Consider the following 24,706-nt stretch of genomic DNA (forward strand, 5'->3'; position numbering starts at 1 on the left):
CTGGCCCTGCGATGAGCGCTCCGATTTGGATGGCCTCGCCGCCGGAGGTGCATTCGGCGCTGCTGAGCAGCGGCCCAGGCCCTGGCCCATTGCTGGAGTCCGCGGCCGCGTGGACCTCGCTGAGCACCGCGTACAGCCAGGCAGCCGGCGAGTTGACCGCGCTTCTGGACGCCGTGCGGGCCGGGGCGTGGGAGGGTGCGACCGCAGACGCGTACATCGCCGCCCATGCCCCATATCTGGCGTGGCTGGAGCAGGCCAGCGCCGACGCTGCCGCTGCGGCCGCGCAGCACGAAGCGGCGGCGGCTGCCTACAGCACCGCGCTGGCGGCAATGCCGACCCTGGCCGAGCTGGCGGCTAACCACGCCACCCACGCGGTGTTGGTGGCGACGAACTTCTTCGGGATCAATACGATTCCGATCGCGCTGAACGAAGCCGACTACGTGCGCATGTGGATGCAGGCCGCCACCGTGATGGGCACCTATGACGCGGTCTCGGCGGCTGCGTTGACCGCCGTCCCACCAACCCCGCCCGCCCCTGAGATCGTCAAGTCCAACGCGCTGACAACCCTCGCCGACCAGGGATCCCCGGGAGGATCGCAGAATATCTTCCAGTGGCTGGATGGGCTTGTCCAGCAGTTTCTTCCGCCCGAACTTCGCGATTTGATCGGCAGCCCGTTTTACGTGTTTGAGAACCCCGAAAACTTCGCGAGTTGGTTCAATTACAACCTGGTTCCACAGCCGGGCGTGACGTTGGCGGACGCGATAAGCGAATTCTTGGCGGGGCCCGGATACTACATCGAGTTTTACCCGACGATCGTGCAGGCGGCCAACGGTAACCTCGCAGTACTGGTTTTTGCCTCGCTGGTCTACTTCTCTGAGATTGGCTTCGAGATGTTCAGCGAAACACTGCGCGTTGGCGTCTATCTGGTCGCAACCACACCGTTTGTGCCGCTGGCGACGGCGGCGGCGCTGCCCCTCGCTGCCACCCCCGCCGGCGCAGCGGGCGGTTTCGCGGGCCTGGCGGGGTTGGCCGGCCTGGCTGCCCACCCGACCGCGGTGCCCATCGCGCCGCCCGCGGTGATCGGACCGGTCGTGATCGCACCCGTCGGCCCGGCTACCGCCCCGGCCAGCAGCCCCGCACCCGGCCCCGCGCCGTCGTCGACCGCAGCGTCCGCGCCGCCTCCTGCGCCCGATGCACCCCCGCCAGCCCAGCCGACCCCCGCGGGGCCGCAGCTGCTCTCCTACCTGGTGGGCAACCTGGGCATGGGTTCCCCGACGGACATGAGTACCAGCGCCAAGAAGAAGTCATCGACGCCCGACGCTGCCAAAACCCCAGCGGCCGCCTCGGCCACCGGAGAAGAGGGCCCGGCACGTCGACGCCGACGGCCGACGCTCCGGCAGATCGGCCGCGGCTACGAATACATGGACCTCGAGCCAGAAGTCGAGGCCACAGCCGTGGCGGCCTCCGATCACGGCGGCGGACCGCTGGGGTTTACCGGAACCACACGCAAGCCGACCGCCAGCGCGGCAGGCCTGACCACGCTACGCGGTGATGCGTTCGACGGCGGACCGCGCATGCCGTTGATTCCCGGTAGCTGGGGCCAAGGGAAGGACGACTGACGCGTCCTTAGCAGCCACAGTCGTCGCCGTGCCAGGCGCGAAAGCCCTGCCACACCGCGGCAGCGGCGATGACGAGACCGATCACCGGATCAAGCCACCATCCGCCGGACCAGGCGGCGGTGACCACAAGGCCTATCAGCACCGCGGCCGCCTGAGCCCCGCACAAATGGTTCTGAATGCCTTCGCCAGAGGTGGCCGCCGACCCGAGCATCGCGCCGAGTTTCCGTTTGACCTGGCCCAGAATCGGCATCAGCACCACGGCAGTGGCCGTCAACGCGATACCGATGGCCGACGGCTCGGCGTGGTGGCGGTCAGCCAGGTCGCGGACCGATTCTGCGGCGATGTAGGGCGCGGTCAGCCAAAACGACACCGCCACGCCACGTTGGGCGCGTCGTTCGGCGGTCTCGGACAACTTGCGGCGGCCGCTGAATCGCCACACGACCATCGCGCTGGCTAAGGCTTCGGGCGCGCTACCGAGCGCCCAGCCCGTCAACGCGATTGATCCCACAGCCAGGCCCTGCCACAGCCCCAGCGCACCCTCGGCGAGCATTGCGGCCAGGCTCAGCCACGCTAGCCGACGCGCCCACGTCGCGGCCCGGAGCCAGGACGCGTCCCGCAGAATCGGCGTCGGGACGGTGAGCTCCGCGGGACGGGGTGTGGTCACCAGGCGATGGTAAAGGCTTGCCGCCAGGTCTCTGCCACCGGCACGCCCGACGCATCGGCCATCCAAAGTGCGCGGTTCGAGTTGAGCCATAACTGGCTCGCTGAGCCATATTGGCGCCTGGGGTGGACCTGTATGTGCTACTGCGGAAAATTCGGGCCGACGTCTGTCAAAGTCAGCAAAATTCCTCGAAAAGTCACCGGGCCTGCGTCCGCGACGCCTACGCTTTTTACCAAGCGGTCTTGGTTGCTCCAATGGCTCCGCGGGAGCTGGAAATGACGCACTACAAGAAACCAACCAAGGCTCGAAAACCAGGATGCGTTCCACCCAATTTGTGGCACCTCCGGGACTTCCATGAGGTTCGGTACCCGGCATCAAAGATTCCGACCATCACACTGCCGGGTCGGCCTTTTGATCACCCTCCCGCGCGACTGAGGAGGTCAAAATGAGGAGGTCATTAGTTCGGGCAGCAACCGTCGGCACAGGTGCGCTAGCTATCTTCGTCACTCTGCCAACCAGTTTGATAGAGGTGGGCCGCGCAGACGAATACAGCTTCCTGGAGGACATGGAAGCGGCCGGCTTCTCCAATGAAGGTGGTAACGGCGCGGAAATCGGACTGGGATACCACATTTGCGGGGAGATCGCCGCCGGCACGTCGCCAGTCCAGGCGGCGCGCGAACTATGGTTGAACAGCAAGCTGAACGAGTTCGAGGCCGCGCAGTTCGTGCGAATTGCAATCCGCGATTTGTGCCCTGAAAACGTGTGAGTGCTGATTGCGGGACCGTGTGAAACCGTCGGTGCTCCGCAGGGATTGCGGCTGCACCGATCTGGACACGACGTTCCCCGGACTCGAGCGAACTGAAAGCCGTCGACCGGCTGCGATAAAACACGGCCCGGAGGCGCAAGAGTTAGTTAGCCTTACTGACCACGCGCCAAACCCGGTTGCTGCCCGCATCGTTACGCTGGCTGGCATGGCGCGCACTGATAACGACACCTGGGATTTGGCAACGAGCGTGGGAGCAACCGCCACCATGGTGGCCGCGGGCAGGGCCCGTGCCACCAAAGCCAACCTCATCGACGACCGATTCGCCGAGCCACTGGTGCAGGCGGTCGGCATTGATTTTTTCACCCGCTGGGCGGCCGGCGAATTGGACGCCGCCGAGGTCGACATCCCGGGCCACCCGTGGGGCATGCAGCCGATGACCGACCTGATGGCGGCACGCACCCGCTACATCGACGACTTCTTGACCGACGCGACAACTGCGGGCATTCGTCAGGCGGTGATCTTGGCCTCAGGTCTGGACGCGCGCGCGTACCGACTGTCTTGGCCTGCGGGAATGACGCTGTTCGAGATCGATCAGCCGCAGGTCCTGGACTTCAAGACCGCGACACTGGCCGCGTTGGGCGTCGACCCGGCCGTCGAACTGCGGGTGGTGCCCATCGACTTGCGCCACGACTGGCCCGCCGCCTTGCGTCAGGCCGGCTTCGACGCCGAGCGGCCAACCGCGTGGATCGCCGAAGGTCTGCTCGCGTTCCTGCCGCCCGACGCTCAGGATCGGCTGCTGGACAACATCACCGCGCTCAGCGCCGAGGGCAGCAGGCTGGTCGCCGAGATTTTCCTGACCTCGCCAGAATCCGTTGAGGTTATGCACGCCGCCGCCCAGAAGTGGTACGAGCACGGCCTCGACACCCACATCGACGACCTGTGGTATTCCGGCGAGCGCCACGACGTCGCCACGTACCTAAACCAGCTCGGTTGGCGCACGGTTCGTAACCGGTCCAGTCAGCTGTTGGCCGACAACGGATTACCGGTGCCGCCACGCGTCAACAGCGAAACCGAAAACTACTACTGCACCGCGGTGTTGCACACTGATGCCAAACAGTAACGGCCCCAAGCCACTTGACGGGTTTCGGGTGCTCGACTTCACCCAAAACGTCGCTGGTCCGCTGGCGGGACAGGTTTTGGCCGACCTCGGCGCCGAAGTCATCAAGGTCGAGGCGCCCGACGGTGAGGCAGGACGGCACCTCACCTCCGTCCTTCCCGGGCGCCCACCGCTGGCCACTTATTTTCTGCCCAACAACCGCGGCAAAAAATCAGTAATGGTGGACCTAGCGTCCGACGAAGCCAAACGACAGATACTTCGGCTCGTCGATACTGCGGATGTGCTGCTCGAGGCGTTTCGCCCCGGCGTGATGGAAAGACTTGGACTCGGGCCCGACGAATTGCGTTCGCGCAACCCGAAACTCATCTATGCGCGGCTAACCGCCTATGGCGATAACGGCCCTAATGGCGACAGGCCGGGCATCGACCTGATGATTCAGGCGGAGGCCGGCATGACCTCGGGTATGCGCACACCGGACGGTAAGCCGCAGCTCATCCCGTTCCAGCTGGTCGACAATGCCAGCGGTCACGTGCTGGCCCAGGCGGTGCTCGCCGCGCTGCTCAACCGCGAGCGGCATGGGGTGGCCGACATCGTGCGGGTCGCGATGTACGACGTGGCGGTGGGCCTTCAGGCCAACCAGTTGATCGTGCACCTGAACCGACCTTCAGGCGACCGCCCGAAGACGAACACCAAGGGGCGCAAAACAGTTGGCTTCGCCGCCCAACCATCGGACGCGTTCCGCACGGCCGACGGGTACGTCGTCATCAGCGCGTACGTTCCAAAGCATTGGGAGCTGTTGTGCCGAACGATCGGTCGCCCAGACTTGCTCGAAGACCCGCGGTTCGCCGACCAGCGGTTGCGGGCGATCAACTACGCCGAGCTGGTCGACGAGCTCGAATCGACCCTGACCACCAAGACGGCAGCAGAATGGGTTGAGCTGTTGCGCGGCAAAGGCTTAATGGCGTGTCTGGCGCACACCTGGAAGCAGGTCGTCGACACCCCGCTGTTCGCCGAGAACGAATTAGCTCTTCGCGTCGGCACCGGCGAAAACGCGGTCACGCTGATCCGCACACCTGCGCGCTACTCGACGTTCACCGCTGCTGCCACCGACCCGCCACCAGCGCCGGGCGAACACAACGATGAATTGCTGACGGGCCCAGGCTCAACGCAATAGGTGCCGCGCCATCACCACGCGCTGAATCTGGTTGGTGCCCTCGTAGATCTGGGTGATCTTGGCGTCGCGCATCATCCGCTCGACCGGGAAGTCGCGGGTGTAGCCGTAGCCGCCGAACAGCTGCACGGCATCGGTAGTGACTTGCATGGCCACATCGGAAGCGAAGCATTTGGAGGCCGCAGAGATGAAACCCAGGCCGGTCTCACCACGTTCGGCGCGGGCCGCCGCGGAGTAGACCATCAGCCGCGCGGCCTCGAGTTTCATCGCCATGTCGGCGAGCATGAACTGCACCCCCTGGAAGTCGCTGATCGGCCTGCCGAACTGGTGTCGCTCCTTGGTGTAGGCGATCGCGGCGTCCACCGCGCCTTGCGCAATGCCCACGGCCTGCGCGCCGATCGTCGGGCGGGTGTGGTCCAGTGTGGCCAGCGCGGTCTTGAATCCGGTGCCGGGCTCGCCGATGATCCGATCACCCGGGATGCGGCAGTTCTCGAAGTACAGCTCGGTGGTCGGCGAACCCTTGATACCCAGCTTGCGTTCCTTGGGTCCCACCGAGAAACCCTCGTCGTCGCGGTGCACCATGAACGCCGAGATCCCGTTGGCGTCCAAGTCGGGATCGGTCACCGCCATCACCGTGTACCAGGTCGACTTGCCGCCGTTGGTGATCCAGGCTTTCGAGCCGTTGAGCACCCAGTAATCTCCGTCGGCCTTGGCACGGGTCCGCATCGACACCGCGTCGCTGCCTGAACCCCGTTCGGAGAGCGCATAGGAAGCCAGCGCCTCACCTGAGGCCACCGACGGCAACACCTGCTGCTTCAATTCGTCCGACCCGCTCAGCAGCAGGCCCATCGTCCCCAGCTTGTTCACCGCCGGAATCAGCGACGACGACGCACACACCCGGGCCACTTCCTCGATCACGATGCAGGTGGCCACCGCGTCCGCGCCCTGTCCGCCGTACTGCTCGGGCACGTGCACCGCGTTGAAGCCCGACGCAGTCAACGCAGCCAGCGCCTCCTCGGGGAATCGCGACTGCTCGTCCACGTCGGCGGCGTAAGGGGCGATCTCCTTTTCCGCCAGGGCGCGGATCGCCGTCCGCAGTTCCCGGTGCTCCTCGGGCAATTCGAACAGGTCAAACGACGGGTTTCCGGTCCAGCGAGCCATCTTCTACTCCTTGCTACTGGCCGGTAACTTTACCGTGCCGGCTTTTCAGGTCGGCATCCTTGGCTCGCACGCTCGCCGCCAACTGCTCCTGAAAGGCCACGATCCGCGACCGCAACGCGACATCGGACGATCCCAGAATCCGCACGGCCAGCAGACCCGCGTTGCGGGCACCACCGATCGACACCGTGGCCACCGGAACCCCGGCGGGCATCTGCACGATCGACAGCAGCGAATCGAGGCCGTCCAGCCGGGCCAGCGGCACCGGAACCCCGATCACGGGCAGCGGTGTCGCCGAGGCCACCATTCCCGGTAGGTGGGCGGCGCCGCCCGCGCCGGCGATGATCACCTCGATGCCGCGCTCGGCGGCCCCACGCGCGTAGTCGAGCATCAGCGCCGGCGTGCGGTGCGCCGATACCACGCCGACCTCGAACGGGACATCGAACTCGGCGAGCGCAGCGGCGGCGTCCTGCATCACCGCCCAATCGCTGTCGCTGCCCATGATCACCCCGACGCGGGCCTTGCTAGCCATGTGGCTCCCATCCATCGTCGTCGGCGCGCCACTGACCGTGTGACAACCAGTGTGCGGCCAGCGCGGCGCGCTCACGCAGTTTCGCCACCTCGGCTTCGTCGGAGCCAAGGAAGTTGACATGCCCGATCTTGCGGCCTGGCCGCTCTCCCTTGCCGTAGAGGTGAACCCGGGCTTCCGGCATCCGCGCAAACAGGTGATGCAGCCGCTCGTCGACCGTCATCGTCGGCGTGTGTGCGGCGCCCAGCACGTTAGCCATCACCGTCACCGGCACGGTGGCGCCGGTGTCGCCGAGCGGATAGTCCAGCACCGCGCGCAGATGCTGCTCGAACTGGCTGGTGCGAGCCCCGTCCATGGTCCAGTGCCCGGAGTTGTGCGGGCGCATCGCCAGCTCGTTGACCAGCAACCGGCCATCGGTCGTTTCGAACAGCTCGACCGCCAGCACCCCGACGACACCGAGCTCGGCCGCCAGCCGCAGCGCCAGCTGCTGGGCCTCGACGCCGACGTCGTCGTCAAGCCCCGGCGCCGGCGCGATCACCTCCATGCAAATGCCGTCGCGCTGCACGGTCTGCACCACCGGCCACGCCGCGCCCTGGCCGAACGGCGAGCGCGCCACCAGCGCGGCGAGCTCGCGGCGCAGCTCGACCCGCTCTTCGACCAGCACCGGCACCCCGGCAGCCAAAAAGCCCCACGCGGCCTCTCGGGCCTGAGCCACGTCGTGGGCCATCCGCACCCCGCGGCCGTCATACCCGCCGCGGACCGCTTTGACCACGACCGGGCCGCCGACGCGACCGGCGAACTCGTCGACGCTGTCCAGCTCGGCGACGCGGCTGACACCTGCGAACCGCGGCACCGGCGCATCCAGCGCGGTCAGCCGCTCACGCATGACGAGCTTGTCCTGCGCGTGTGCCAGGGCCTGCGGCGGCGGCGCGACGTTGACGCCCTCGGCGACCAGTTTCTCCAGCAGCTCGTTGGGGACGTGCTCGTGGTCGAAGGTCAAAACGTCCGCGCCCGCGGCCACCCGGCGCAGGTCGTCGAGGTCGGTGTGGGAGCCGACGACCACGTCCGGGGTGACCTGCGCAGCGGGATCGTCGGGCGCGGCGGCCAGCACCCGCAGGGTCTGGCCCAGGGCGATCGCGGCCTGATGGGTCATTCGGGCCAGCTGACCGCCTCCGACCATGGCGACCAGCGGTGCTGCGATGGGCGTACCGGGCACGCCAATCATGGTGTCACGACCGGCCGAGCGCGGTGTTTAGCGGCGCTGACACGGTCGCGGCGCGGCGGCGGCACGTAATACGTAGACTGCGACACTGTGTCCTTTGCCGATGCCACGATCGTGCGGTTGCCGCGGCTGGTCCGGTCCTACGTCGAACGCCATCACGAACTGATCAAGTTCGTCATCGTCGGGGCCACCACGTTCGTCATCGACTCGGCGATCTTTTACACGCTGAAGCTGACCATCCTGGAGCCCAAGCCGGTGACCGCCAAGGTCATCGCGGGCATCGTCGCGGTCATCGCGTCCTACATCCTGAACCGCGAGTGGAGCTTCCGGCACCGCGGCGGCCGTGAACGCCACCACGAGGCGCTGCTGTTCTTCGCATTCAGCGGCGTGGGGGTGCTGCTGTCCATGGCGCCGCTGTGGTTCTCCAGCTACATCCTGCAGCTGCGGGTGCCACACGTGTCGCTGACCGTGGAAAACATCGCCGACTTCATCTCGGCCTACATCATCGGCAACCTGCTGCAGATGGCGTTCCGGTTCTGGGCATTTCGCCGGTGGGTGTTCCCCGACGAGTTCGGCCGCATCCCGGAGGGCGCGCTGGAATCGGCGCTGACCGCCGGCGGCATCGCCGAGGTCTTCGAAGACAACCTCGAAGAGGGTGGCACGGTCACCCTGCTGCGGGCGTGGCGGTCGCGTCGCAGCCGGTTCGCTCAGCTGGGCGACTCGGGTTCGAGCGTGTCGAAAACTTCGTGATAGAGCAGTGCGTGCACCTGCCGCACGCGCGGAATGTCGTAGAACTCCAACGAATCTTGTGACGCCGACTCGATGATCAGCGTGCCCGCGGGCAGCATCCGGTCGACGATTCCCTGCCGGAATTCCACATGAAAGATCCGGGCCAGTGGGATGTCGATTCCGCTGCCCGACAACACTCCGTGCCGAAACATCACTCGACGGTCGGTGATGACGAAATGCGTTGTCAGCCAAGCCAAGAACGGCCATACCGTGAGCCAGCCGACCAGCACCAGCCAGATCGTCCAGATGACCCCGAAGATGACGTTCTTGGCGTTCGGGTCCCAAGGTCTGGTGTTGACGAATCCGGCGACGAAGGATGCCAGCCCGCTCGCCAGGATGAGCACGGTGACCGCCCCAACGAGACGCTTCCAGTGGGGATGGCGGTGCAGAACCACCTGCTCGCCGTCGGCCAGCACGTTGTCGGGGTAGCGCATCAGTGCGCGGCCCGCAGGTGGGTGATGTCGCCGGCCGAGATCGACACCGTCTGAGCGCCGGTGTCCACCTGCAGCCGGCCCATGTCGTCGACGCCCCGGGCGGTGCCGACCACTTCCCGGTCACCGGGCATCGTGGCCTGCACGCGCCGGCCCAGCGTCAGGCTGTGCCGCTGGTAGTCGGCGATCAGCGCCGGGTCGGCCCCGGCCGCGGTGCGCCAGGCTTCGACGCGAGTGGCAAGTTCCCGAAGTATACTGTGCGCCAACGTATTTCGGTCGGTCATCGAGGAACCCAGCATCAGCACCGACGTCGCCGCCGGGTCCGGCGCTTCCTCGGCGGTCAACGTCACGTTCAGCCCCAGCCCGATCACGATCACCGGCGCCGGGGCCGCGACTTCGGTCAGGATCCCGGCCAGCTTGCCGTCGTTCACCAGCACGTCGTTCGGCCATTTCAGGCCAGCTGTCACGCCGGCCACCGCGGCCAGCGCGTCGATCACCGCCACCCCGGTCGCCAACGGCAGCCAGCCCCACGCCGAACGGGCCACCGACGCCCCGTTCACCCCGACCGACATCGCGATCTGCGCGCGGGGTGGCGCCGACCAGTGCCGGCCATGACGACCGCGCCCGGCGTTTTGGTATTCGGCCAGCAACACATACCCGTCGATGTCCTCGCCGACCGCCGCGCGGGCGAGCAGATCGGCGTTGGTGGAGCCGGTTTCCTCGACGACATCGAGTCGACGCCACGGCAATCCGGGCCCGACCAGCCCGTCGCGCAGCACCGCCGCATCCAGCGGCGGCCTGAGCAGGTCATGCTCCATCGCAGCCAAGCCTAAGCCAGCCGCTAAGCTCGACAGCCATGACGAGCGTTACCGATCACCACGCCGAACCCGCCGCCGAGCACACGGTCGACATCCATACCACCGCGGGCAAGCTGGCGGAGTTGCGCAAGCGCCTGGAGGAGACGCTGCACCCGGTCGGTGTCGAGGCCGTGGACAAGGTGCACGCTAAGGGCAAGCTGACCGCCCGTGAGCGCATCTACGCGCTGCTGGACGAGGGATCGTTCGTGGAGTTGGACGCCCTGGCCCGGCACCGCAGCAGCAACTTCGGGCTGGACGCCAAGCGCCCGCTCGGCGACGGTGTGGTCACCGGCTACGGCACGATCGACGGCCGCGACGTGTGCATCTTCAGCCAGGACGCCACCGTGTTCGGCGGCAGCCTCGGCGAGGTGTACGGCGAAAAGATCGTCAAGGTGCAAAACCTGGCGATCAAGACCGGGCGCCCGCTGATCGGCATCAACGACGGCGCCGGGGCGCGCATCCAGGAGGGTGTGGTCTCGCTGGGCCTGTACAGCCGGATTTTTTACAACAACATCATGGCCTCGGGCGCCATCCCGCAGATCTCGCTGATCATGGGGGCCGCCGCCGGCGGGCACGTGTACTCTCCTGCCCTGACCGATTTCGTGGTGATGGTCGACCAGACCAGCCAGATGTTCATCACCGGCCCGGACGTGATCAAGACGGTCACCGGCGAGGACGTCACGATGGAGGAGCTCGGCGGCGCCCACACCCACATGGCCAAGTCCGGCACCTTGCACTATGTCGCCTCCGGTGAGCAGGACGCGTTCGACTGGGTTCGTGAGCTGCTGAGCTACCTGCCGCCCAACAACTACGCCGATCCCCCGCGCTATTCGGTGCCGGTTCCCGAGGGTGCCATCGAGGACAACCTCACCGCCGAGGACCTCGAGCTGGACACGCTGATTCCCGACTCGCCGAACCAGCCCTACGACATGCACGAGGTGATCACCCGCATCCTCGACGAGGACGAGTTCCTGGAAATACAAGCGGGATACGCGCAGAACATCGTCGTGGGCTTTGGTCGCATCGAGGGCCGTCCCGTCGGCATCGTCGCCAACCAGCCCACACATTTCGCCGGCTGCCTGGACATCAACGCCTCGGAGAAGGCGGCCCGCTTCATTCGGACCTGCGATTGCTTCAACATCCCGATCGTGATGCTGGTCGACGTGCCGGGCTTCCTGCCGGGCACCGACCAGGAATACAACGGCATCATCCGCCGCGGCGCCAAGCTGCTCTACGCCTACGGTGAGGCCACCGTCCCCAAGGTCACCGTGATCACTCGCAAGGCCTACGGCGGTGCGTATTGCGTGATGGGGTCCAAGGACATGGGCGCCGACGTCGCCGTGGCCTGGCCGACGGCTCAGATCGCGGTGATGGGGGCCTCCGGCGCGGTCGGATTCGTCTACCGGCAAAAGCTCGCCGAGGCGGCGAAAAAGGGCGAGGACGTCGACGCGCTGCGCCTGCAGCTGCAGCAGGACTACGAGGACACTTTGGTCAACCCCTACATCGCCGCCGAACGCGGCTACGTCGACGCGGTGATCCCGCCGTCGCACACCCGCGGCTACATCGCGACCGCCCTGCGGCTACTGGAACGCAAGATCGCCCAGCTGCCGCCCAAGAAGCACGGGAACATTCCGCTGTGAGCACCGAGGCGCACGACGGGCACGAGCCCCACATCGAGATCCTCAAGGGCGAGCCCACCGACGAAGAGCTGGCCGCGCTTATCGCGGTGCTGGGCAGCATAAGTGGCGGCCGGGCCGAGCCCGCGCAGCCCGAACGCAACATGTGGGGACACCCCGTCGACAAGTTGCGCTACCCGGTCTTCAGCTGGCAACGCGTCACCTTGCTGGAACGGATTCATATGCGGCGATGACCCGCCTGGTGCTCGGGTCAGCCTCGCCGGGCCGGCTCAAGGTGTTGCGCCAGGCCGGCGTCGAGCCACTGGTCCGCGTATCTGGTGTCGACGAGGATGCGGTCACCGCCGAACTCGGCCCGAACGCCGCACCGGCACAAGTCGTCTGCGCGCTGGCCCGTGCCAAAGCCGAGCAGGTCGCCGACGGTCTGCACCGCGCAGTCGCCGCGGATTGCGTTGTGATCGGCTGTGATTCGATGCTGCACGTCGACGGCCGGTTGTGTGGCAAACCCGGCTCGGCCGACGAGGCGCGCCGACAATGGCAGGCCATCGGCGGGCGCTCCGGGCGGCTCTACACCGGGCACGCGGTTCTGCGGCTGCGCGACGGCGAGCCGGACGGGCGGGCCGACGAAGCGGCCACGACCACAGTGCGTTTCGGCGTGCCCACGCCCGCGGAGCTGACCGCCTACGTCGACAGCGGCGAACCGCTGCAGGTGGCCGGCGGGTTTACCATCGACGGCCTGGGCGGCTGGTTCGTCGACGGGGTCGATGGCGACCCGTCCAACGTGATCGGCTTGAGTTTGCCATTGACTCGTGGCCTGTTGCAGCGCGTCGGCCTGTCGGTGGCAGCGTTGTGGGCGGCCAATCCGCTGTAGGCTCGAGGTGTGCCGCTGCCAGAAGATCCCAGCCCCACCCTCGCCGGCTACGCCCACCCCGAACGGTTGGTCACCACCGACTGGCTGGCCGCCAACCTGGGCAGACCCGGGCTTGCCATCGTCGAATCCGACGAAGACGTTTTGCTCTACGACGTCGGCCACATTCCCGGCGCGGTCAAGGTCGACTGGCACACCGACCTTAATGACCCGCGGGTGCGCGACTACATCAACGGTGAGCAGTTCGCCGACCTGATGAACCGAAAGGGCATCGCCCGCGACGACACCGTGGTGATCTACGGCGACAAGAGCAACTGGTGGGCGGCCTATGCGCTGTGGGTGTTCACCTTGTTCGGCCACCCGGATGTGCGGCTGCTCAACGGCGGCCGCGACCTGTGGCTGGCCGAGGGCCGGGAAACCACGCTGGACGTGCCGAACAAGACCTCGACCGGCTATCCGGTGGTGCAGCGCAACGACGGGCCGATCCGCGCGTTCAAGGACGACGTCCTGGCCTCCCTGGGCTCGCAGCCGCTGATCGACGTGCGGTCACCGGAGGAGTACACCGGCAAGCGCACCCACATGCCCGACTACCCCGAAGAAGGTGCGCTGCGGGCCGGTCACATCCCCACCGCGGTGCACATCCCGTGGGGCAAGGCCGCCGACGAGACCGGGCGGTTCCGCAGCCGCGACGAACTCGAGAAGCTCTACGGTTTCATCAAGCCCGACGACAAGACGATCGTCTACTGCCGCATCGGTGAGCGCTCCAGCCACACCTGGTTCGTGCTGACCCATTTGTTGGGCATCCCGGGCGTCCGCAACTACGACGGGTCGTGGACCGAGTGGGGCAACACCGTGCGAGTGCCCATCGTGGCCGGCGAAGAGCCAGGAGAAGTAACTGCCCTATGAGCCTGCCCGCGCCGCTGGCCGAGGTGGTGTCCGACTTCGCCGAAGTCCAGGGCCAGGACAAGCTCAAGCTGTTGCTGGAATTCGCTGACGAATTGCCGCCGCTTCCAGCCGAATTGGAAGAGGCGGCGATGGAACCGGTGCCGGAGTGCCAGTCCCCGTTGTTCATGCACGTCGACGCCAGCGATCCGCAGCGGGTTCGGTTGCATTTTTCCGCACCGGCCGAAGCGCCCACCACCCGCGGATTCGCCTCGATCTTGGCCGCCGGCCTCGACGAACAACCCGCGGCCGACATTCTGGCCGTCCCGGAGGATTTCTACGACGAGCTGGGCCTGGCGGCTTTGGTCAGCCCGCTGCGGCTGCGCGGGATGGCGGCCATGTTGGCCCGTATCAAACACCGACTCCGCGAGTCGAATGGGGGACCGGCTGGTCTGCCGCCGAACCGAGGCTAAACTCCCCCTGACAGACTTGTAAGAAATTCTCTTAGAGATTCGGAACGTCCAGCACAGGAGGCGCCGTGCCTAGTCACGCCAGCTCGAGGATCGCCAAGGTCCTGGTCGCCAATCGCGGGGAGATCGCGGTCCGGGTGATCCGCGCGGCCCGGGATGCGGGCCTGCCCAGCGTCGCGGTGTACGCCGAGCCCGACGCCGACGCACCCCACGTGCGGTTGGCCGACGAGGCATTCGCGCTGGGTGGCCAGACGTCGGCGGAGTCCTACCTGGACTTCGGTAAGTTGCTCGACGCTGCCGAGAAGTCCGGCGCCAACGCGATCCATCCCGGCTACGGGTTTCTGTCCGAAAACGCCGACTTCGCGCAGGCCGTCATCGACGCGGGGCTGATCTGGATCGGACCCAGCCCGCAGTCGATCCGCGACCTGGGCGACAAGGTCACCGCCCGCCACATCGCCGCCCGCGCCCAGGCGCCGCTGGTGCCCGGCACCCCCGACCCGGTCAAGGACGCCGACGAGGTGGTGGCTTTCGCCCACGAGTACGGCGTGCCGATCGCGATCAAGGCCGCGTTCGGCGGCGGCGGCAAGGGCCTGAAGGTGGCCCGCACCGTCGAGGAGATTCCCGAGCTGTACGAGTCCGCGGTCCGTGAGGCGACGGCTGCGTTCGGCCGCGGCGAGTGCTTCGTGGAGCGCTACCTGGACAAGCCGCGTCACGTCGAGGCCCAGGTGCTCGCCGACATGCACGGCAACGTGGTGGTGGCCGGCTTGCGCGACTGCTCGCTGCAGCGCCGCTATCAAAAGCTGGTCGAGGAGGCGCCGGCGCCGTTTCTGACCGACGCGCAACGCAAAGAGATCTACGAGGCAGCCAAGCGCATCTGCCGGGAAGCCCACTATCACGGCGCCGGCACCGTGGAGTTCCTGGTCGGACAGGACGGACTGATCTCGTTCCTGGAGGTCAACACCCGGCTGCAGGTGGAGCACCCGATCACCGAGGAGACCGCCGGCATCGACCTGGTGTTGCAGCAGTTCAAGATCGCCAACGGCGACAAGCTCGACATCACCGAGGACCCCACGCCGCGCGGGCATGCCTTCGAGTTCCGGATCAACGGCGAGGACGCCGGGCGCAACTTCCTGCCCGCGCCGGGACCGGTGACCAAGTTCAACCCGCCGTCCGGGCCGGGTGTGCGACTGGACTCCGGCGTGGAGACCGGTTCGGTGGTCGGCGGGCAGTTCGACCCGCTGCTGGCCAAACTGATCGTCTACGGCGCCAACCGCCAAGAAGCGCTGGCCCGTGCCCGGCGCGCGCTTGACGAGTTCGAGGTCGAGGGCCTGGCCACGGTGATCCCGTTCCACCGGGCCATCGTGCGCGACCCGGCGTTCATCGGCGACGAGAACGGTTTTTCGGTGCACACCCGCTGGATCGAAACCGAGTGGAACAACACCATCGAGCCGTTCACCGGCGGCGAACCACTCGACGAGGAGGACGCCCGCCCGCGCCAGAAGGTCGTCGTCGAGGTGGGCGGTCGCCGCCTGGAGGTGTCGCTACCGGCCGACTTGGCGCTGTCCAACGGCGCCGGTTCCGACCCGGTCGGTGTTATCCGGCGCAAACCCAAGCCCCGCAAGCGCGGCGCGCTCGCGGGCGCCGCGGCCTCCGGTGACGCGGTGACCGCCCCCATGCAGGGCACCGTGGTCAAGGTCGCCGTCGAAGAGGGCCAGGAGGTCACCGCCGGCGACCTGGTCGTGGTGCTGGAGGCGATGAAAATGGAGAACCCGGTCACCGCCCACAAAGACGGCACCATCACCGGTCTGGCTGTCGAGGCCGGCGCCGCGATCACCCAAGGCACGGTGTTGGCCGAGATCAAATAGCCGCCAGGCACCCAACCGGTGGGCTCCCGCCGTTGTTGGCTGCGCCGCGCCCGGGTAAGGTCTTCAACAGGTTGAGGTCACAGCCGCCCGGACAACGTCAACGGCGTGCAGGGGGCTGAATCCCTGCCGTAAGGGCATCTTCTGTTTGACGTGATCCACAGGACGAATTTTCGTTGACTGATGGAGTCACCATGTCTGTCGTGAGAACCGCGGGATTTGCGGGCGCAGCCCTCGGCGTGGACACCGCATTTCCGTCGCAACCCTGGGAAAGCCGCACCGCACGTTTCACCGCCCATTGGGGGCCGTCGGCCGTGGCGGTCGTCGCGCACGGCGAGCTCGACGCCGCCAATGCCAGTCAGCTCGCGGATTATGTGCAGCAGTGCGCCGCTTTCTCCAAGCTCGTGATCTTAGATCTCAGAGGCGTGGAATTCTTTGGGACAGCTGGCTTTTCGACGCTACACACGATCAACGTGAGATGCGCCCGCGCCGATGTGCAGTGGGCGGTAGTGCCTAGCCGCGCGGTCTCGCGGGTGCTGCGGATCTGCGACCCTGAGCACGCGTTGCCGATCGCCGACTCGGCGGATGTGATGCTGGTCGACCAGCGCGAGCCGCGGCGCCTACTCCAACTGGTCTCGCAGTCGCGCTAGCGACTTCGCCAGCAGCCGCGACACATGCATCTGCGAGATGCCGACCCGCTCGGCGATTTGCGTCTGTGTCATTGACTCGAAAAACCTGAGCACCAACACCGTTCGTTCTCGCTCCGGCAGCGCATCTAGCAGCGGACGTAACGCTTCACGGTTTTCAATGCGCTCCAGACCGGCGTCCACATCACCGAGAGTGTCGGAGATAGCGCGGGCGTCGTCGTCGGTATTGTTGCCGCCGCTATCGATCGACAGCGTGTTGTAGGAACTGCCGGCAACCAGCCCCTCGACGATCTCGGTGCGGTCCATGTCAAGTTCGTCGGCGAGCTCGGTAGCGGTGGGCGCGCGGCCCAGCCGTTGCGACAAGTCGGCGGTGGCCGCGCCGAGCCGCAGGTGCAGTTCTTTCAGACGCCGTGGCACCTTGACCGACCAGCTGTTGTCGCGAAAGTGCCGCCGGACCTCCCCCATGATCGTGGGCACCGCGAACGAGACGAAGTCCGAGCCGGCGTCGACGTCGAAGCGGACGACCGCGTTGACCAGTCCGACCCGGGCTACCTGCACCAGGTCGTCACGCGGTTCGCCGCGGCCCTCGAACCTGCGGGCGATGTGATCGGCCAGTGGCAGGCAACGCTCCACAATCTTGTCGCGCTGCCGCTGAATTTCCGGCGAGTGGGGCGGGAGGCTAGCCAACTCGCGGAACATGTCCGGAACGTCGGCATACTCATTTGGTCGTGAGCCAGAACTGCCGACAGCTCGCGCTGTCACCTGGCGGAGCCTGCCCGTCGCGTGGTCAGCTTGATCCCGAACACGCCGGGGCCCTCGGGCTGGCTGCCGTCGCGGAAAGTCTGAACGCCGTCGGTAAGCGACGTCAGGACGTGCCAGCTGAAGCTGCCGGGTGCGAGCACGTCGTAGGTCTGGCACGTGGCCGACGCCTCCACCACGAGCTCGTCGTCTCGCGGGTCGACCACCACCACCAATGTTGCATCCGGTGTGGCCGAACGGATCAGCCTGGTACACACCTCGTCGACCGCCAGCCGCAGATCGGCCACGGCGTCGAAATCAAGGTCTTCGAACGTGCCGACCGCCCCGACAAGGGTGCGCAGGACGGCCAGATTCTCCAGCCGCGCGGCGACCCGGAGCTCGACGGCGCGGTCACCTCGTTGCTGCTTTTCACCACGCGCTTGGGCATCGGTCATGTGGTCTCCCAGCAGTGTGTGACCGAGATTATCCCCGCTGTCGAGCTGGTTAGTCATGACCACCTCCGGGTAATCCGCCCCCATGGGCAAGGCTGACACAACCGACCAGGCCGGCGCCCGTCGACTCGGGCGAGTCGCATTGATCGCGGTCGTCACGGTGGTGGTGTTGATCCTGGTTGCGGTGGGCGTCTATGTCATCGCGTTCGTGATCTTGTCGCCGATGATGGGATAACCCGGGCACCGCGACAGAGCCGACCACCTGCGAACTGATCATCGTGCACAGTCCATACCCGCTCACCGCCATTTGTAACCAGGGATTTCCGGGGTCGTTGTTTCGGTGGGCAGGCCCACGGGTAGGTGAGGGGGATGCACGACCGCAATCTTTCCGATGAAATACCGGATGAGATACCGGTCGCCGATGCCGTCGAGCAGAACCAGGAAACCGCGCCCGAGCCCGACGCCGTCGATTCGACGGACGCGCCGATGGAGGCGAACGCACCGGATTGGCAAGAACAGCTGCAGGAAGTCCCCGAAGACGACGAAGAGTACCGCGAATAGCGGGTGCGCCCGCGTTTGGCGCGTTCCCGCGAAGGGAACTTATAGAGCGCTCGGGGACTCGGCGCGTGCGCGCGTTGCTCCCGCTCAAGCAAAGGGCGGACGGCCTAACAGATTTGGGCAAGCGAAGGAGAGAGATGACCGAGAAGAGTGGTCTTGGCGAGGCGGTCCGCGGCGTCGTCGAGGCCGTCAAAGGCCTGGGCAAGGAAGTCCTCGGCACCGTGACCGGCCGCGGCGAAATGGCTCGTGAAGGCCAGGCTCAACAAGACAAGGCCAGGGCCCAACGCGACGCAGCCCGCAAGGAGGCCGAAGCCGAAAAGGCCCGCGCCGAAGCCAAGATCGAAGAACAGCGGCAAAAGAGCAGTCAACGGCGCGAGCAGTAGACGGCGAGCGGCCGCACCTGCGAAAGGTCCAACCGTCGGCAGACGGTTGGACCTTTTGGCGTCCAGACGGCTGACTCACGTCGTCCAGCCGTGCTACCACCTACGCTTGACTGCCATGAACATCGCGATGAGCCGAGTCCTGCTGCGAGCGGTGGTGCTTTTGGGAGCGTGGGCGACGGGATTGCTGGTAGCGGCGTGGGTGGTTCCGAACGTGTCGTTGTCGGTGTCAGGATTCGTCGTTGCGGTAGCGGTGTTTTCGGTCGCGCAGGCGATTCTGTCGTGGTGGATCTTCAAATTGCCGCGCGCGTATGCGTCTTTGCTCCTGGGCGGCGTCGGCCTGGCATTGACTCTCATCGCTTTGAGCCTCGCCTCGACATTCACCCACGGGTTTAGCATCCGGGGCGCGGCATCCTGGGTTGCGGCGACGCTGGTGGTGTGGCTTGTGACGACGCTCGGAGCGATTTTGCTGCCCGAGGTGCTTGTCCGCGACCAGGTGTCATTTGCCACGAGGATGGGACCACCGGTTGGCCAGCAACTAGGGACCACCTGTTTGGCTCACTGGCGATGATCGGCGGTCGTTCGGCCTGGTGTCAACTGAGGGCTTTTGGCGGCGCCGGTAGGACTGTCCTTCGATGATGAGTTCATGCGCTGTTGAGGTGACCCTGTCGACAGCGGATTGGGCCAGCAGGGGGTCGGTCATGACGGCCAGCCATTCGTCAGGGCTGCGGTTGGAGGTCAGCACGGTGGAGCCTCGCTGGTGGCGGGCCACGACAAGCTCGTAGAAGTCGGCGGTCGCGGTAGCGTCCATCGGCTGCAGGGCGAAGTCGTCGATGATCAGCAGCCGGACTTGAGCCAGGCGGCGCATCTCGGCTTCGGTGCTGTTGTCGAGTCGGGATGCTTTGAGCCGCTTGAACATTGCATCAGCACGCAACATCAGGGTGGGGATGCGTCGCCGCACGGCGATGTGTCCGAGTGTGGTGGCCAGATGCGTTTTGCCTACCCCGACCGGTCCCAGCAGCAGAGCGCCGTGGGGGCCGTCGAGAAACCGCAGGCTGGTCAAGTCGGTCCACAGGGTGCGGTCGTAGCTGACGGCGGCCGAATCGTCCCAGGAATCCAGGCGCATGGTCGCATCCAGGCCGGCCTCGCGGGCGCGGCGGGCGGCTGAGCTGTTGTCGCGGCGGGTGGCCTCATCGGCGAGGATCAGCTCCAAAAAAGCCGCGTGTGACAGGTGCCGCTGGTGAGCCAAGGTGAGCCGCTCGGGCAGGGTGTCGAGCATCCGCCCAAGTTTGAGTTGGCGCATCACTCGCTTGAGGTCAGTCGAGATCGGGTCGGTGACAACAGGTTTGGTCGCCATGCCGATCACAGCCCCTGGGTTGCGTTGCGACCGGTGGGGGTGGCGCCGCCGTCGATGACGCTCATCCAGTCGGGCCGCTGCCTGCCTTGGCTGCGGTATTCACCCGGGTCGCGGGCAAACCGGGCCGGAGCCAGCCCGGTGGCCGCCCGCGGCGCCTCGGCTGGGGTGTTCTCGGTGGCCTTGTGCAGCATCGCGGCGATCTTGGACACCGAGACCACATCGAGCTCCAATGCCCGCCCGCAGGCGGTGTTCACCGGGGCCGCGCCGTAGCGTTTGACCAGCCCCAACAACCGGTACACCTGGCGCATGCGTGTCCACGGCAGCTGGTGATCGAGCAGACGTTCGGCGTAGATGCCGATATCAGCCCCGTGGCCGCCGCGGTGGCGATCAGCCGGGTCAGGTCCCGCATCGCGTAGCCGGTCTTGTCAGCGGGCAGATCAGCCGGGTCGGTGCAACGTCCGCCGGCGGGCTGGCGGGGATGAGTCTTGACCAGCTTTCCGCCGTGGAACGCCTTGACCAACTCGCCGTCGGCGCGCACCGAAACGGTCTGCCCGCGAAGGTGTTCGGGGATTGAATACAATGCCCGATCGACTTGAATGTGGTAGTCGCGGTGCACCTTGGCTTCAGCGTAGATCGGCACCTGGTAGACCGCTGCTGGGGCGGGCAGCAGCAGTGCGGCCTCGCGCTCGGCGAACACCACCGCCGGGCGTTGACAGGTGGTGCCGTGGATGCGCTGGCCGGCCTTGCCGGCACACCACACCTGGGCTCGGGCCTGAGCGTCGGCGAGGTCGGCGAAGTCTTCGCCGGCGAAGAAGTTGCCCCGCACGTACTGGACCATACGTTCCACCCGCGGCTTGTCCTGGGGGTGACGAACCCGGGCCGGATCGGTGAAGAATCCACGGACCTGCGAGTACTCCGTCCAACCCACACTGAACTGCGGATCGGTCGAATCTGCCTTGGGCACAATCGGTGTCATGTTATCAGGGATCAACACCTTGAAGACACCGCCAAAGAACTGCCAGGCCGCCTCGCAGCCGGCGACAATCGCCTCCAGCGTCTGGTTAAACGTCAGCCACACGAACATGTGCCTCGAATACACCGCGGTGAAGATCAGCGCGTGCACCACTCGGTTGCGCCCCGATTCGGCATCAAAGATCTTGCCCATCCGGCCGAAGTCGATCTGGCACTCCACGCCGGGCTCACCATCGACCACCGGCACCGTGCCAGCGCTGCGACGGCCCCGGTACTCGGTGCACTGCGTGCAGTACCGGTGCAACGTCCGCTGGGGCACCGCCGTGCCGCGCCGCTCCAACAGGTCACAGATCTTGACCACCGTCAGGCCCTCTTCCACCCACTTGACGATCTGATCGTGATTGGCGCGCAACACTTCCCACACTTGGCCGTGGCCATCCGGCCGGTCCGGCCGCACCGCCTCGATCACCGCGCCGATCAGCTCATCGGTGAGCTGATCAAGAGCACCACCGCGGTCCAACCCGGCCAGCGCCGCCGCATTCGTATAGCTGCGTGCGGTCTTACGATCCACCCCGGCCAACGCAGCCACCCGGCGCAAGCCGCCCCGACATCCACACCCGCAACAACTCACGTACCTCGATCACCGAAACCTCCCGATACATTCAGCGGACCTCCTTCACATCGATCGACATGAAGTGATCCGACCCAGTAATCGAGCGACCCCGGACGTACGACACGCCGGTGGTCCCATCACTGGCAAACGGGTGGTCCCATGCGACTGGCTAAACCCCGCTCAAGGTGGTCCCATCATCGTGGCGGTCGACAACCAGGCCTAACCGGTGACTAGCATTTGCTGTAGCGCATCCGACTGTTATCTCGCCCGACGAAGGAGGGGAGAGGTAGTGGGAGACAGGCATCACGATCCGACGGATTATTTCCGGACCACCCAGCCGCATGCCGGGATCACCATGAAAGACAACCTGTTTTGGCCCGGGCACATCTTGCTGGTCGTCGCGATATTCGGGGTGGTCAGCACGGTGGCCGCCGCCGCGTACGGGCATTACGAGTGGCTCGCCACCACCGGGCTTGTCGCCGCGCTCGGAACCATCAACGGAGCGCTGTGGCTGATCTTGGAGCGTCGCCGGGTGATCCGCATCGACGAGCAATGGCGGGCTGCGCACTCCGATAGCCCGACCGGCCAGCGCGTCGCCTGATCAGCCGCCAAGTGCCGGGCCGGCGATCGGCGGTGCCCCCATCGTCAGGGTCAGCAACATCAGCATCAACAAAAACCAGCCAGCACCCTGCCATCCCCACCAGGTGCCGCGGTCGCGCCACACACGGTAGGTGCGAATGAACGCCCAGACGCCTGCCGCCAGCAAAATCGCGGGCGCGCCGAATGCCAGCAGTGCCCGCTGTGGTGCCCCGCAGGCCACCGTGTCGACGGCCATCGCACCTTTACACGTGCTGACCCACAACGCCGCCACGATCAGGAAACCGATGCCGGTCACTGCGGCCAAGACCGCGAATCGCACCGCGGCCTGAACCTCCCGGTCCTCGTGACCGAGGTGGTCGCCCCGTGAATGCTGACGCGGGTTCTGCATAGTCCATCACTATCCTGCGTGGGTTGCTCTTATTCCATCGTCTGATCCGGCGCATCAGTTACATCGGTACCGACGGCCCCCGGCCCTGACTGCTTAGAGCATTATCGGATACCCGCCGGTTAGCGCAGCTAAACCGACCCCGATCGGCTCACGCGAGGTCCTCCACCGCGTGGCGCACGGCCTCGGCCGCCTCATCGATCTCGGCGCGCGACACCGTCAGCGCCGGGCGGAAACGCACACTGTCGGAACCGCTGGGCAACACGATCACCCTGCGTTGCCACAACCGCCGGATCAACTCGTCGCGGTCGGTGGTGGTCGGCAGGCTGAACGCGCACATCAGGCCGCGACCGCGAACGTCGAGGACCAGTCCGGGAAACTCGGCGGCCAGCTCGTCGAGCCGGGCCCGCAAGTAGCGGCCGTATTCGGCAGCGCGCGCGATCAGGCCGTCGGCTTCGATCACTTCCAGGATGCGCCGCGCCCTGACCATGTCGACGAGGTTGCCCCCCCATGTCGAGTTGAGCCGCCGGGGCACGTTGAACACGTTGTCCGCGATCTCGTCGACCCGCCGCCCGGCCATCACCCCGCACACCTGCGTCTTCTTGCCGAATGCCACCACATCGGGGACAACGCCGAATTGCTGGTAGGCCCAAGGAGTTCCGGTCAGCCCGCAACCCGTCTGGACTTCATCGAAGATCAGCAACGCGTCGTATTCGTCGCACAGCTCGCGCATCGCTGCGAAAAACTGCGGCCGAAAATGCCGGTCGCCGCCTTCGCCCTGGATCGGTTCGGCGATAAAGCACGCGATGTCGTGCGGGTGGGCCTCGAACGCCGCCCGGGCCTGGCGCAGGGATTCGGATTCCAGCGCGTCCATGTCGGCGCCGGGGCGAATGAACGGCGCATCTATCCGTGGCCACTCGAACTTCGGGAAACGGGCCACGTTGACTGGTTCCGTATTGGTTAGCGACAGCGTGTAGCCGCTGCGGCCGTGGAACGCCCCGCGCAGGTGCAGCACCCGAGTACCCAGCGCCGGGTCGACGCCGCGGGCCTGGTTGTGTCGGCTCTTCCAGTCGAACGCGACCTTGAGCGCGTTCTCGACCGCGAGCGCACCGCCCTCGATGAAGAACAAGTGCGGCAGCGCCGGATCACCCAGCACCCGGTTGAACGTCTCGACGAAGCGGGCCATCGGCACCGAGTACACCTCGGAATTGCTGGGTTTGTTCAGCGCGGCCTCGGCCAGTTCGGCACGGAACACGTCGTCGTCGGCCAGCGCCGGATGGTTCATGCCCAGCGCCGACGACGCAACGAAGGTGAACATGTCGAGATAGCGCCGTCCGTCGCGGGCGTCGACTAGATACGAGCCGGCGGAGCGGCGCAAGTCCAGCACGAAATCGAAGCCGTCGACCAGGATGCTGCGGGCCAGCACCTCGTGGACGCGGTCGGGTGCAAGAGGCTGACCGGTACGCGCCAGAACAGTCATAACTCGATGATAGCTGGCTAGATAGCGTAAATATTACGGCACGAACTCGCGACCACTGTAAAACGTCCGTAAAATGATCGTGCTCCGGGTCCGGACGTTCGCCGTCGTCCGAATCCGTTGCAGTAGGTCTTCGAGCGCCCGCGCGGACTCCACGCGCACTAACAGGATGTAGCTTTCCTCCCCGGCCACCGAATGACAGGACTCGATTTCGGCGATGTGCTCGAGCCGGGCCGGCGCATCATCGGGTTGTGAGGGATCGAGAGGGGTGATGGCCACGAACGCCGACAGCATGTTGCCCACCGCCTCGGGATTGATCCGCGCCGAATACCCGGTCACCACGCCGCGGGACTCCAGCCGGCGCACCCGGGATTGCACCGCCGATATCGACAAGCCGGCGCTGGCGGCCAGCTCGGCGAGGGTCGCGCGTCCGTTGGCGACAAGCTGGCGCACGAGAGTCCGGTCGATGTCGTCGAGCGTGTCACCCATGG

Annotated in this window: 30 protein-coding genes and 1 pseudogene; 17 read left to right on the forward strand and 14 right to left on the reverse strand. The window is 66.3% G+C overall.

Annotation, left to right across the window (positions count from 1 at the left end):
• Positions 1-11: 11 nt before the first annotated feature.
• The gene (locus MYXE_RS17920) at positions 12-1,619 is read left to right on the forward strand and encodes a PPE family protein (protein ID WP_085196730.1); all 1,608 of its coding nucleotides are present in this window, start codon (positions 12-14) and stop codon (positions 1,617-1,619) included.
• Between the two features lie 7 nt (positions 1,620-1,626).
• On the opposite strand, the gene MYXE_RS17925 is transcribed toward MYXE_RS17920, so the two are convergent.
• Complete coding sequence (locus tag MYXE_RS17925) at positions 1,627-2,373, reverse strand: cation diffusion facilitator family transporter (protein ID WP_003920110.1); 747 nt, start codon at positions 2,371-2,373, stop codon at positions 1,627-1,629.
• Positions 2,374-2,725: 352 nt separating this feature from the next.
• Between MYXE_RS17925 and MYXE_RS17930 the strand changes: the two genes are divergently transcribed.
• From MYXE_RS17930 to MYXE_RS17940, 3 genes are all read left to right on the forward strand, one after another.
• A complete protein-coding gene (locus MYXE_RS17930; RefSeq protein WP_085196732.1) occupies positions 2,726-3,046 on the forward strand; it encodes a DUF732 domain-containing protein in 321 nt (106 codons plus the stop codon).
• A 205-nt stretch (positions 3,047-3,251) separates the two neighbouring features.
• A complete protein-coding gene (locus tag MYXE_RS17935) occupies positions 3,252-4,166 on the forward strand; it encodes a class I SAM-dependent methyltransferase (protein WP_003919123.1) in 915 nt (304 codons plus the stop codon).
• Positions 4,153-5,337, forward strand: a complete 1,185-nt coding sequence (locus tag MYXE_RS17940) for a CoA transferase (protein ID WP_003919124.1) — start codon at positions 4,153-4,155, stop codon at positions 5,335-5,337. The genes MYXE_RS17935 and MYXE_RS17940 overlap by 14 nt, the downstream gene beginning before the upstream one ends.
• Here MYXE_RS17940 and MYXE_RS17945 read toward each other — a convergent pair.
• The 3 genes from MYXE_RS17945 to MYXE_RS17955 are packed head-to-tail and all read right to left on the reverse strand — an operon-like array spanning position 5,326 to position 8,246.
• Positions 5,326-6,495, reverse strand: a complete 1,170-nt coding sequence (locus MYXE_RS17945; protein ID WP_003919125.1) for an acyl-CoA dehydrogenase — start codon at positions 6,493-6,495, stop codon at positions 5,326-5,328. The genes MYXE_RS17940 and MYXE_RS17945 overlap by 12 nt on opposite strands.
• A 13-nt stretch (positions 6,496-6,508) precedes the next feature.
• Positions 6,509-7,024: a 5-(carboxyamino)imidazole ribonucleotide mutase gene (purE, locus tag MYXE_RS17950; protein WP_085196734.1), complete on the reverse strand. Its 516-nt coding sequence runs from the start codon at positions 7,022-7,024 to the stop codon at positions 6,509-6,511.
• Entirely contained in the window at positions 7,017-8,246 is a 1,230-nt protein-coding gene (locus tag MYXE_RS17955) for a 5-(carboxyamino)imidazole ribonucleotide synthase (protein WP_003919127.1), read from the reverse strand. The genes purE and MYXE_RS17955 overlap by 8 nt, the downstream gene beginning before the upstream one ends.
• Positions 8,247-8,333: 87 nt before the next feature.
• Between MYXE_RS17955 and MYXE_RS17960 the strand changes: the two genes are divergently transcribed.
• Positions 8,334-8,993 carry a GtrA family protein gene (locus tag MYXE_RS17960; protein WP_003919128.1) on the forward strand — a complete coding sequence of 220 codons (660 nt, stop codon included), beginning with the start codon at positions 8,334-8,336 and terminating at the stop codon, positions 8,991-8,993.
• On the opposite strand, the gene MYXE_RS17965 is transcribed toward MYXE_RS17960, so the two are convergent.
• Complete coding sequence (locus tag MYXE_RS17965) at positions 8,951-9,466, reverse strand: PH domain-containing protein (RefSeq protein WP_085196737.1); 516 nt, start codon at positions 9,464-9,466, stop codon at positions 8,951-8,953. The two genes, MYXE_RS17960 and MYXE_RS17965, sit on opposite strands and share 43 nt — an antisense overlap.
• Positions 9,466-10,281: a biotin--[acetyl-CoA-carboxylase] ligase gene (locus tag MYXE_RS17970; RefSeq protein ID WP_085196740.1), complete on the reverse strand. Its 816-nt coding sequence runs from the start codon at positions 10,279-10,281 to the stop codon at positions 9,466-9,468. The genes MYXE_RS17965 and MYXE_RS17970 overlap by 1 nt, the downstream gene beginning before the upstream one ends.
• A gap of 38 nt (positions 10,282-10,319) precedes the next feature.
• On the opposite strand from MYXE_RS17970, the gene MYXE_RS17975 reads away from it, so the two are divergent.
• The 7 genes and pseudogenes from MYXE_RS17975 (at position 10,320) to MYXE_RS18005 (ending at position 16,686) form a co-directional block, all read left to right on the forward strand.
• Positions 10,320-11,960: an acyl-CoA carboxylase subunit beta gene (locus tag MYXE_RS17975; protein WP_003919131.1), complete on the forward strand. Its 1,641-nt coding sequence runs from the start codon at positions 10,320-10,322 to the stop codon at positions 11,958-11,960.
• Positions 11,961-11,977: 17 nt separating this feature from the next.
• Positions 11,978-12,190 (forward strand): annotated as a pseudogene (locus MYXE_RS17980) (acyl-CoA carboxylase subunit epsilon); the annotation flags it as partial.
• Positions 12,187-12,825: a Maf family protein gene (locus MYXE_RS17985; RefSeq protein ID WP_003919133.1), complete on the forward strand. Its 639-nt coding sequence runs from the start codon at positions 12,187-12,189 to the stop codon at positions 12,823-12,825. The pseudogene MYXE_RS17980 and the gene MYXE_RS17985, both read left to right, overlap by 4 nt.
• A 9-nt stretch (positions 12,826-12,834) precedes the next feature.
• On the forward strand, positions 12,835-13,728 hold the full coding sequence (locus MYXE_RS17990) for a sulfurtransferase (protein WP_085196744.1): 894 nt from the start codon (positions 12,835-12,837) through the stop codon (positions 13,726-13,728).
• Complete coding sequence (locus MYXE_RS17995; protein ID WP_085196746.1) at positions 13,725-14,177, forward strand: SufE family protein; 453 nt, start codon at positions 13,725-13,727, stop codon at positions 14,175-14,177. Before MYXE_RS17990 ends, MYXE_RS17995 begins: the two co-directional genes overlap by 4 nt.
• A gap of 65 nt (positions 14,178-14,242) precedes the next feature.
• Positions 14,243-16,039 (forward strand): acetyl/propionyl/methylcrotonyl-CoA carboxylase subunit alpha, encoded by a 1,797-nt coding sequence (locus tag MYXE_RS18000; protein ID WP_003919136.1) that lies wholly within the window; start codon positions 14,243-14,245, stop codon positions 16,037-16,039.
• 191 nt (positions 16,040-16,230) lie between these two features.
• Positions 16,231-16,686 (forward strand): STAS domain-containing protein, encoded by a 456-nt coding sequence (locus tag MYXE_RS18005; RefSeq protein WP_232061645.1) that lies wholly within the window; start codon positions 16,231-16,233, stop codon positions 16,684-16,686.
• Here MYXE_RS18005 and MYXE_RS18010 read toward each other — a convergent pair.
• On the reverse strand, positions 16,657-17,445 hold the full coding sequence (locus tag MYXE_RS18010) for an RNA polymerase sigma factor SigF (RefSeq protein ID WP_085196750.1): 789 nt from the start codon (positions 17,443-17,445) through the stop codon (positions 16,657-16,659). The genes MYXE_RS18005 and MYXE_RS18010 overlap by 30 nt on opposite strands.
• Positions 17,442-17,876 carry an ATP-binding protein gene (locus MYXE_RS18015; RefSeq protein ID WP_003919139.1) on the reverse strand — a complete coding sequence of 145 codons (435 nt, stop codon included), beginning with the start codon at positions 17,874-17,876 and terminating at the stop codon, positions 17,442-17,444. Before MYXE_RS18015 ends, MYXE_RS18010 begins: the two co-directional genes overlap by 4 nt.
• An 82-nt stretch (positions 17,877-17,958) precedes the next feature.
• On the opposite strand from MYXE_RS18015, the gene MYXE_RS23815 reads away from it, so the two are divergent.
• From MYXE_RS23815 to MYXE_RS18030, 4 genes are all read left to right on the forward strand, one after another.
• Positions 17,959-18,108, forward strand: coding sequence for a hypothetical protein (locus tag MYXE_RS23815; protein WP_169714209.1), 150 nt, complete (start codon positions 17,959-17,961; stop codon positions 18,106-18,108).
• Between the two features lie 134 nt (positions 18,109-18,242).
• On the forward strand, positions 18,243-18,434 hold the full coding sequence (locus MYXE_RS18020; RefSeq protein WP_085196752.1) for a hypothetical protein: 192 nt from the start codon (positions 18,243-18,245) through the stop codon (positions 18,432-18,434).
• 134 nt (positions 18,435-18,568) lie between these two features.
• A complete protein-coding gene (gene mbp1 / locus MYXE_RS18025) occupies positions 18,569-18,814 on the forward strand; it encodes a microaggregate-binding protein 1 (protein ID WP_003919142.1) in 246 nt (81 codons plus the stop codon).
• A gap of 127 nt (positions 18,815-18,941) precedes the next feature.
• On the forward strand, positions 18,942-19,382 hold the full coding sequence (locus MYXE_RS18030) for a phage holin family protein (protein ID WP_085196773.1): 441 nt from the start codon (positions 18,942-18,944) through the stop codon (positions 19,380-19,382).
• Here the strand turns inward: MYXE_RS18030 and istB are convergent.
• From istB to istA, 3 genes are read right to left on the reverse strand one after another with little or no spacing between them, the layout of a single operon-like run.
• Positions 19,350-20,168, reverse strand: coding sequence for an IS21-like element helper ATPase IstB (gene istB, locus MYXE_RS18035; protein ID WP_039890060.1), 819 nt, complete (start codon positions 20,166-20,168; stop codon positions 19,350-19,352). The two genes, MYXE_RS18030 and istB, sit on opposite strands and share 33 nt — an antisense overlap.
• 5 nt (positions 20,169-20,173) lie before the next feature.
• Complete coding sequence (locus MYXE_RS25125; protein WP_332101922.1) at positions 20,174-20,476, reverse strand: hypothetical protein; 303 nt, start codon at positions 20,474-20,476, stop codon at positions 20,174-20,176.
• Positions 20,419-21,729, reverse strand: coding sequence for an IS21 family transposase (gene istA / locus MYXE_RS18040; RefSeq protein ID WP_332102248.1), 1,311 nt, complete (start codon positions 21,727-21,729; stop codon positions 20,419-20,421). Before istA ends, MYXE_RS25125 begins: the two co-directional genes overlap by 58 nt.
• Before the next feature lie 313 nt (positions 21,730-22,042).
• Between istA and usfY the strand changes: the two genes are divergently transcribed.
• Positions 22,043-22,354, forward strand: coding sequence for a protein UsfY (gene usfY / locus MYXE_RS18045; RefSeq protein WP_003919144.1), 312 nt, complete (start codon positions 22,043-22,045; stop codon positions 22,352-22,354).
• Here the strand turns inward: usfY and MYXE_RS18050 are convergent, their stop codons facing one another.
• The 3 genes from MYXE_RS18050 to MYXE_RS18060 all read right to left on the reverse strand — a co-directional run bounded on the left by MYXE_RS18050 (position 22,355) and on the right by MYXE_RS18060 (position 24,704).
• Entirely contained in the window at positions 22,355-22,741 is a 387-nt protein-coding gene (locus tag MYXE_RS18050; protein WP_003919145.1) for a hypothetical protein, read from the reverse strand.
• A gap of 148 nt (positions 22,742-22,889) precedes the next feature.
• Positions 22,890-24,218, reverse strand: a complete 1,329-nt coding sequence (gene lat, locus MYXE_RS18055) for an L-lysine 6-transaminase (protein WP_003919146.1) — start codon at positions 24,216-24,218, stop codon at positions 22,890-22,892.
• 33 nt (positions 24,219-24,251) lie between these two features.
• Positions 24,252-24,704, reverse strand: a complete 453-nt coding sequence (locus tag MYXE_RS18060) for an Lrp/AsnC family transcriptional regulator (RefSeq protein ID WP_003919147.1) — start codon at positions 24,702-24,704, stop codon at positions 24,252-24,254.
• Between the last annotated feature and the right edge of the window lie 2 nt (positions 24,705-24,706).

The sequence above is a fragment of the Mycobacterium xenopi genome (genome assembly GCF_009936235.1).
Lineage (GTDB): Bacteria > Actinomycetota > Actinomycetes > Mycobacteriales > Mycobacteriaceae > Mycobacterium > Mycobacterium xenopi.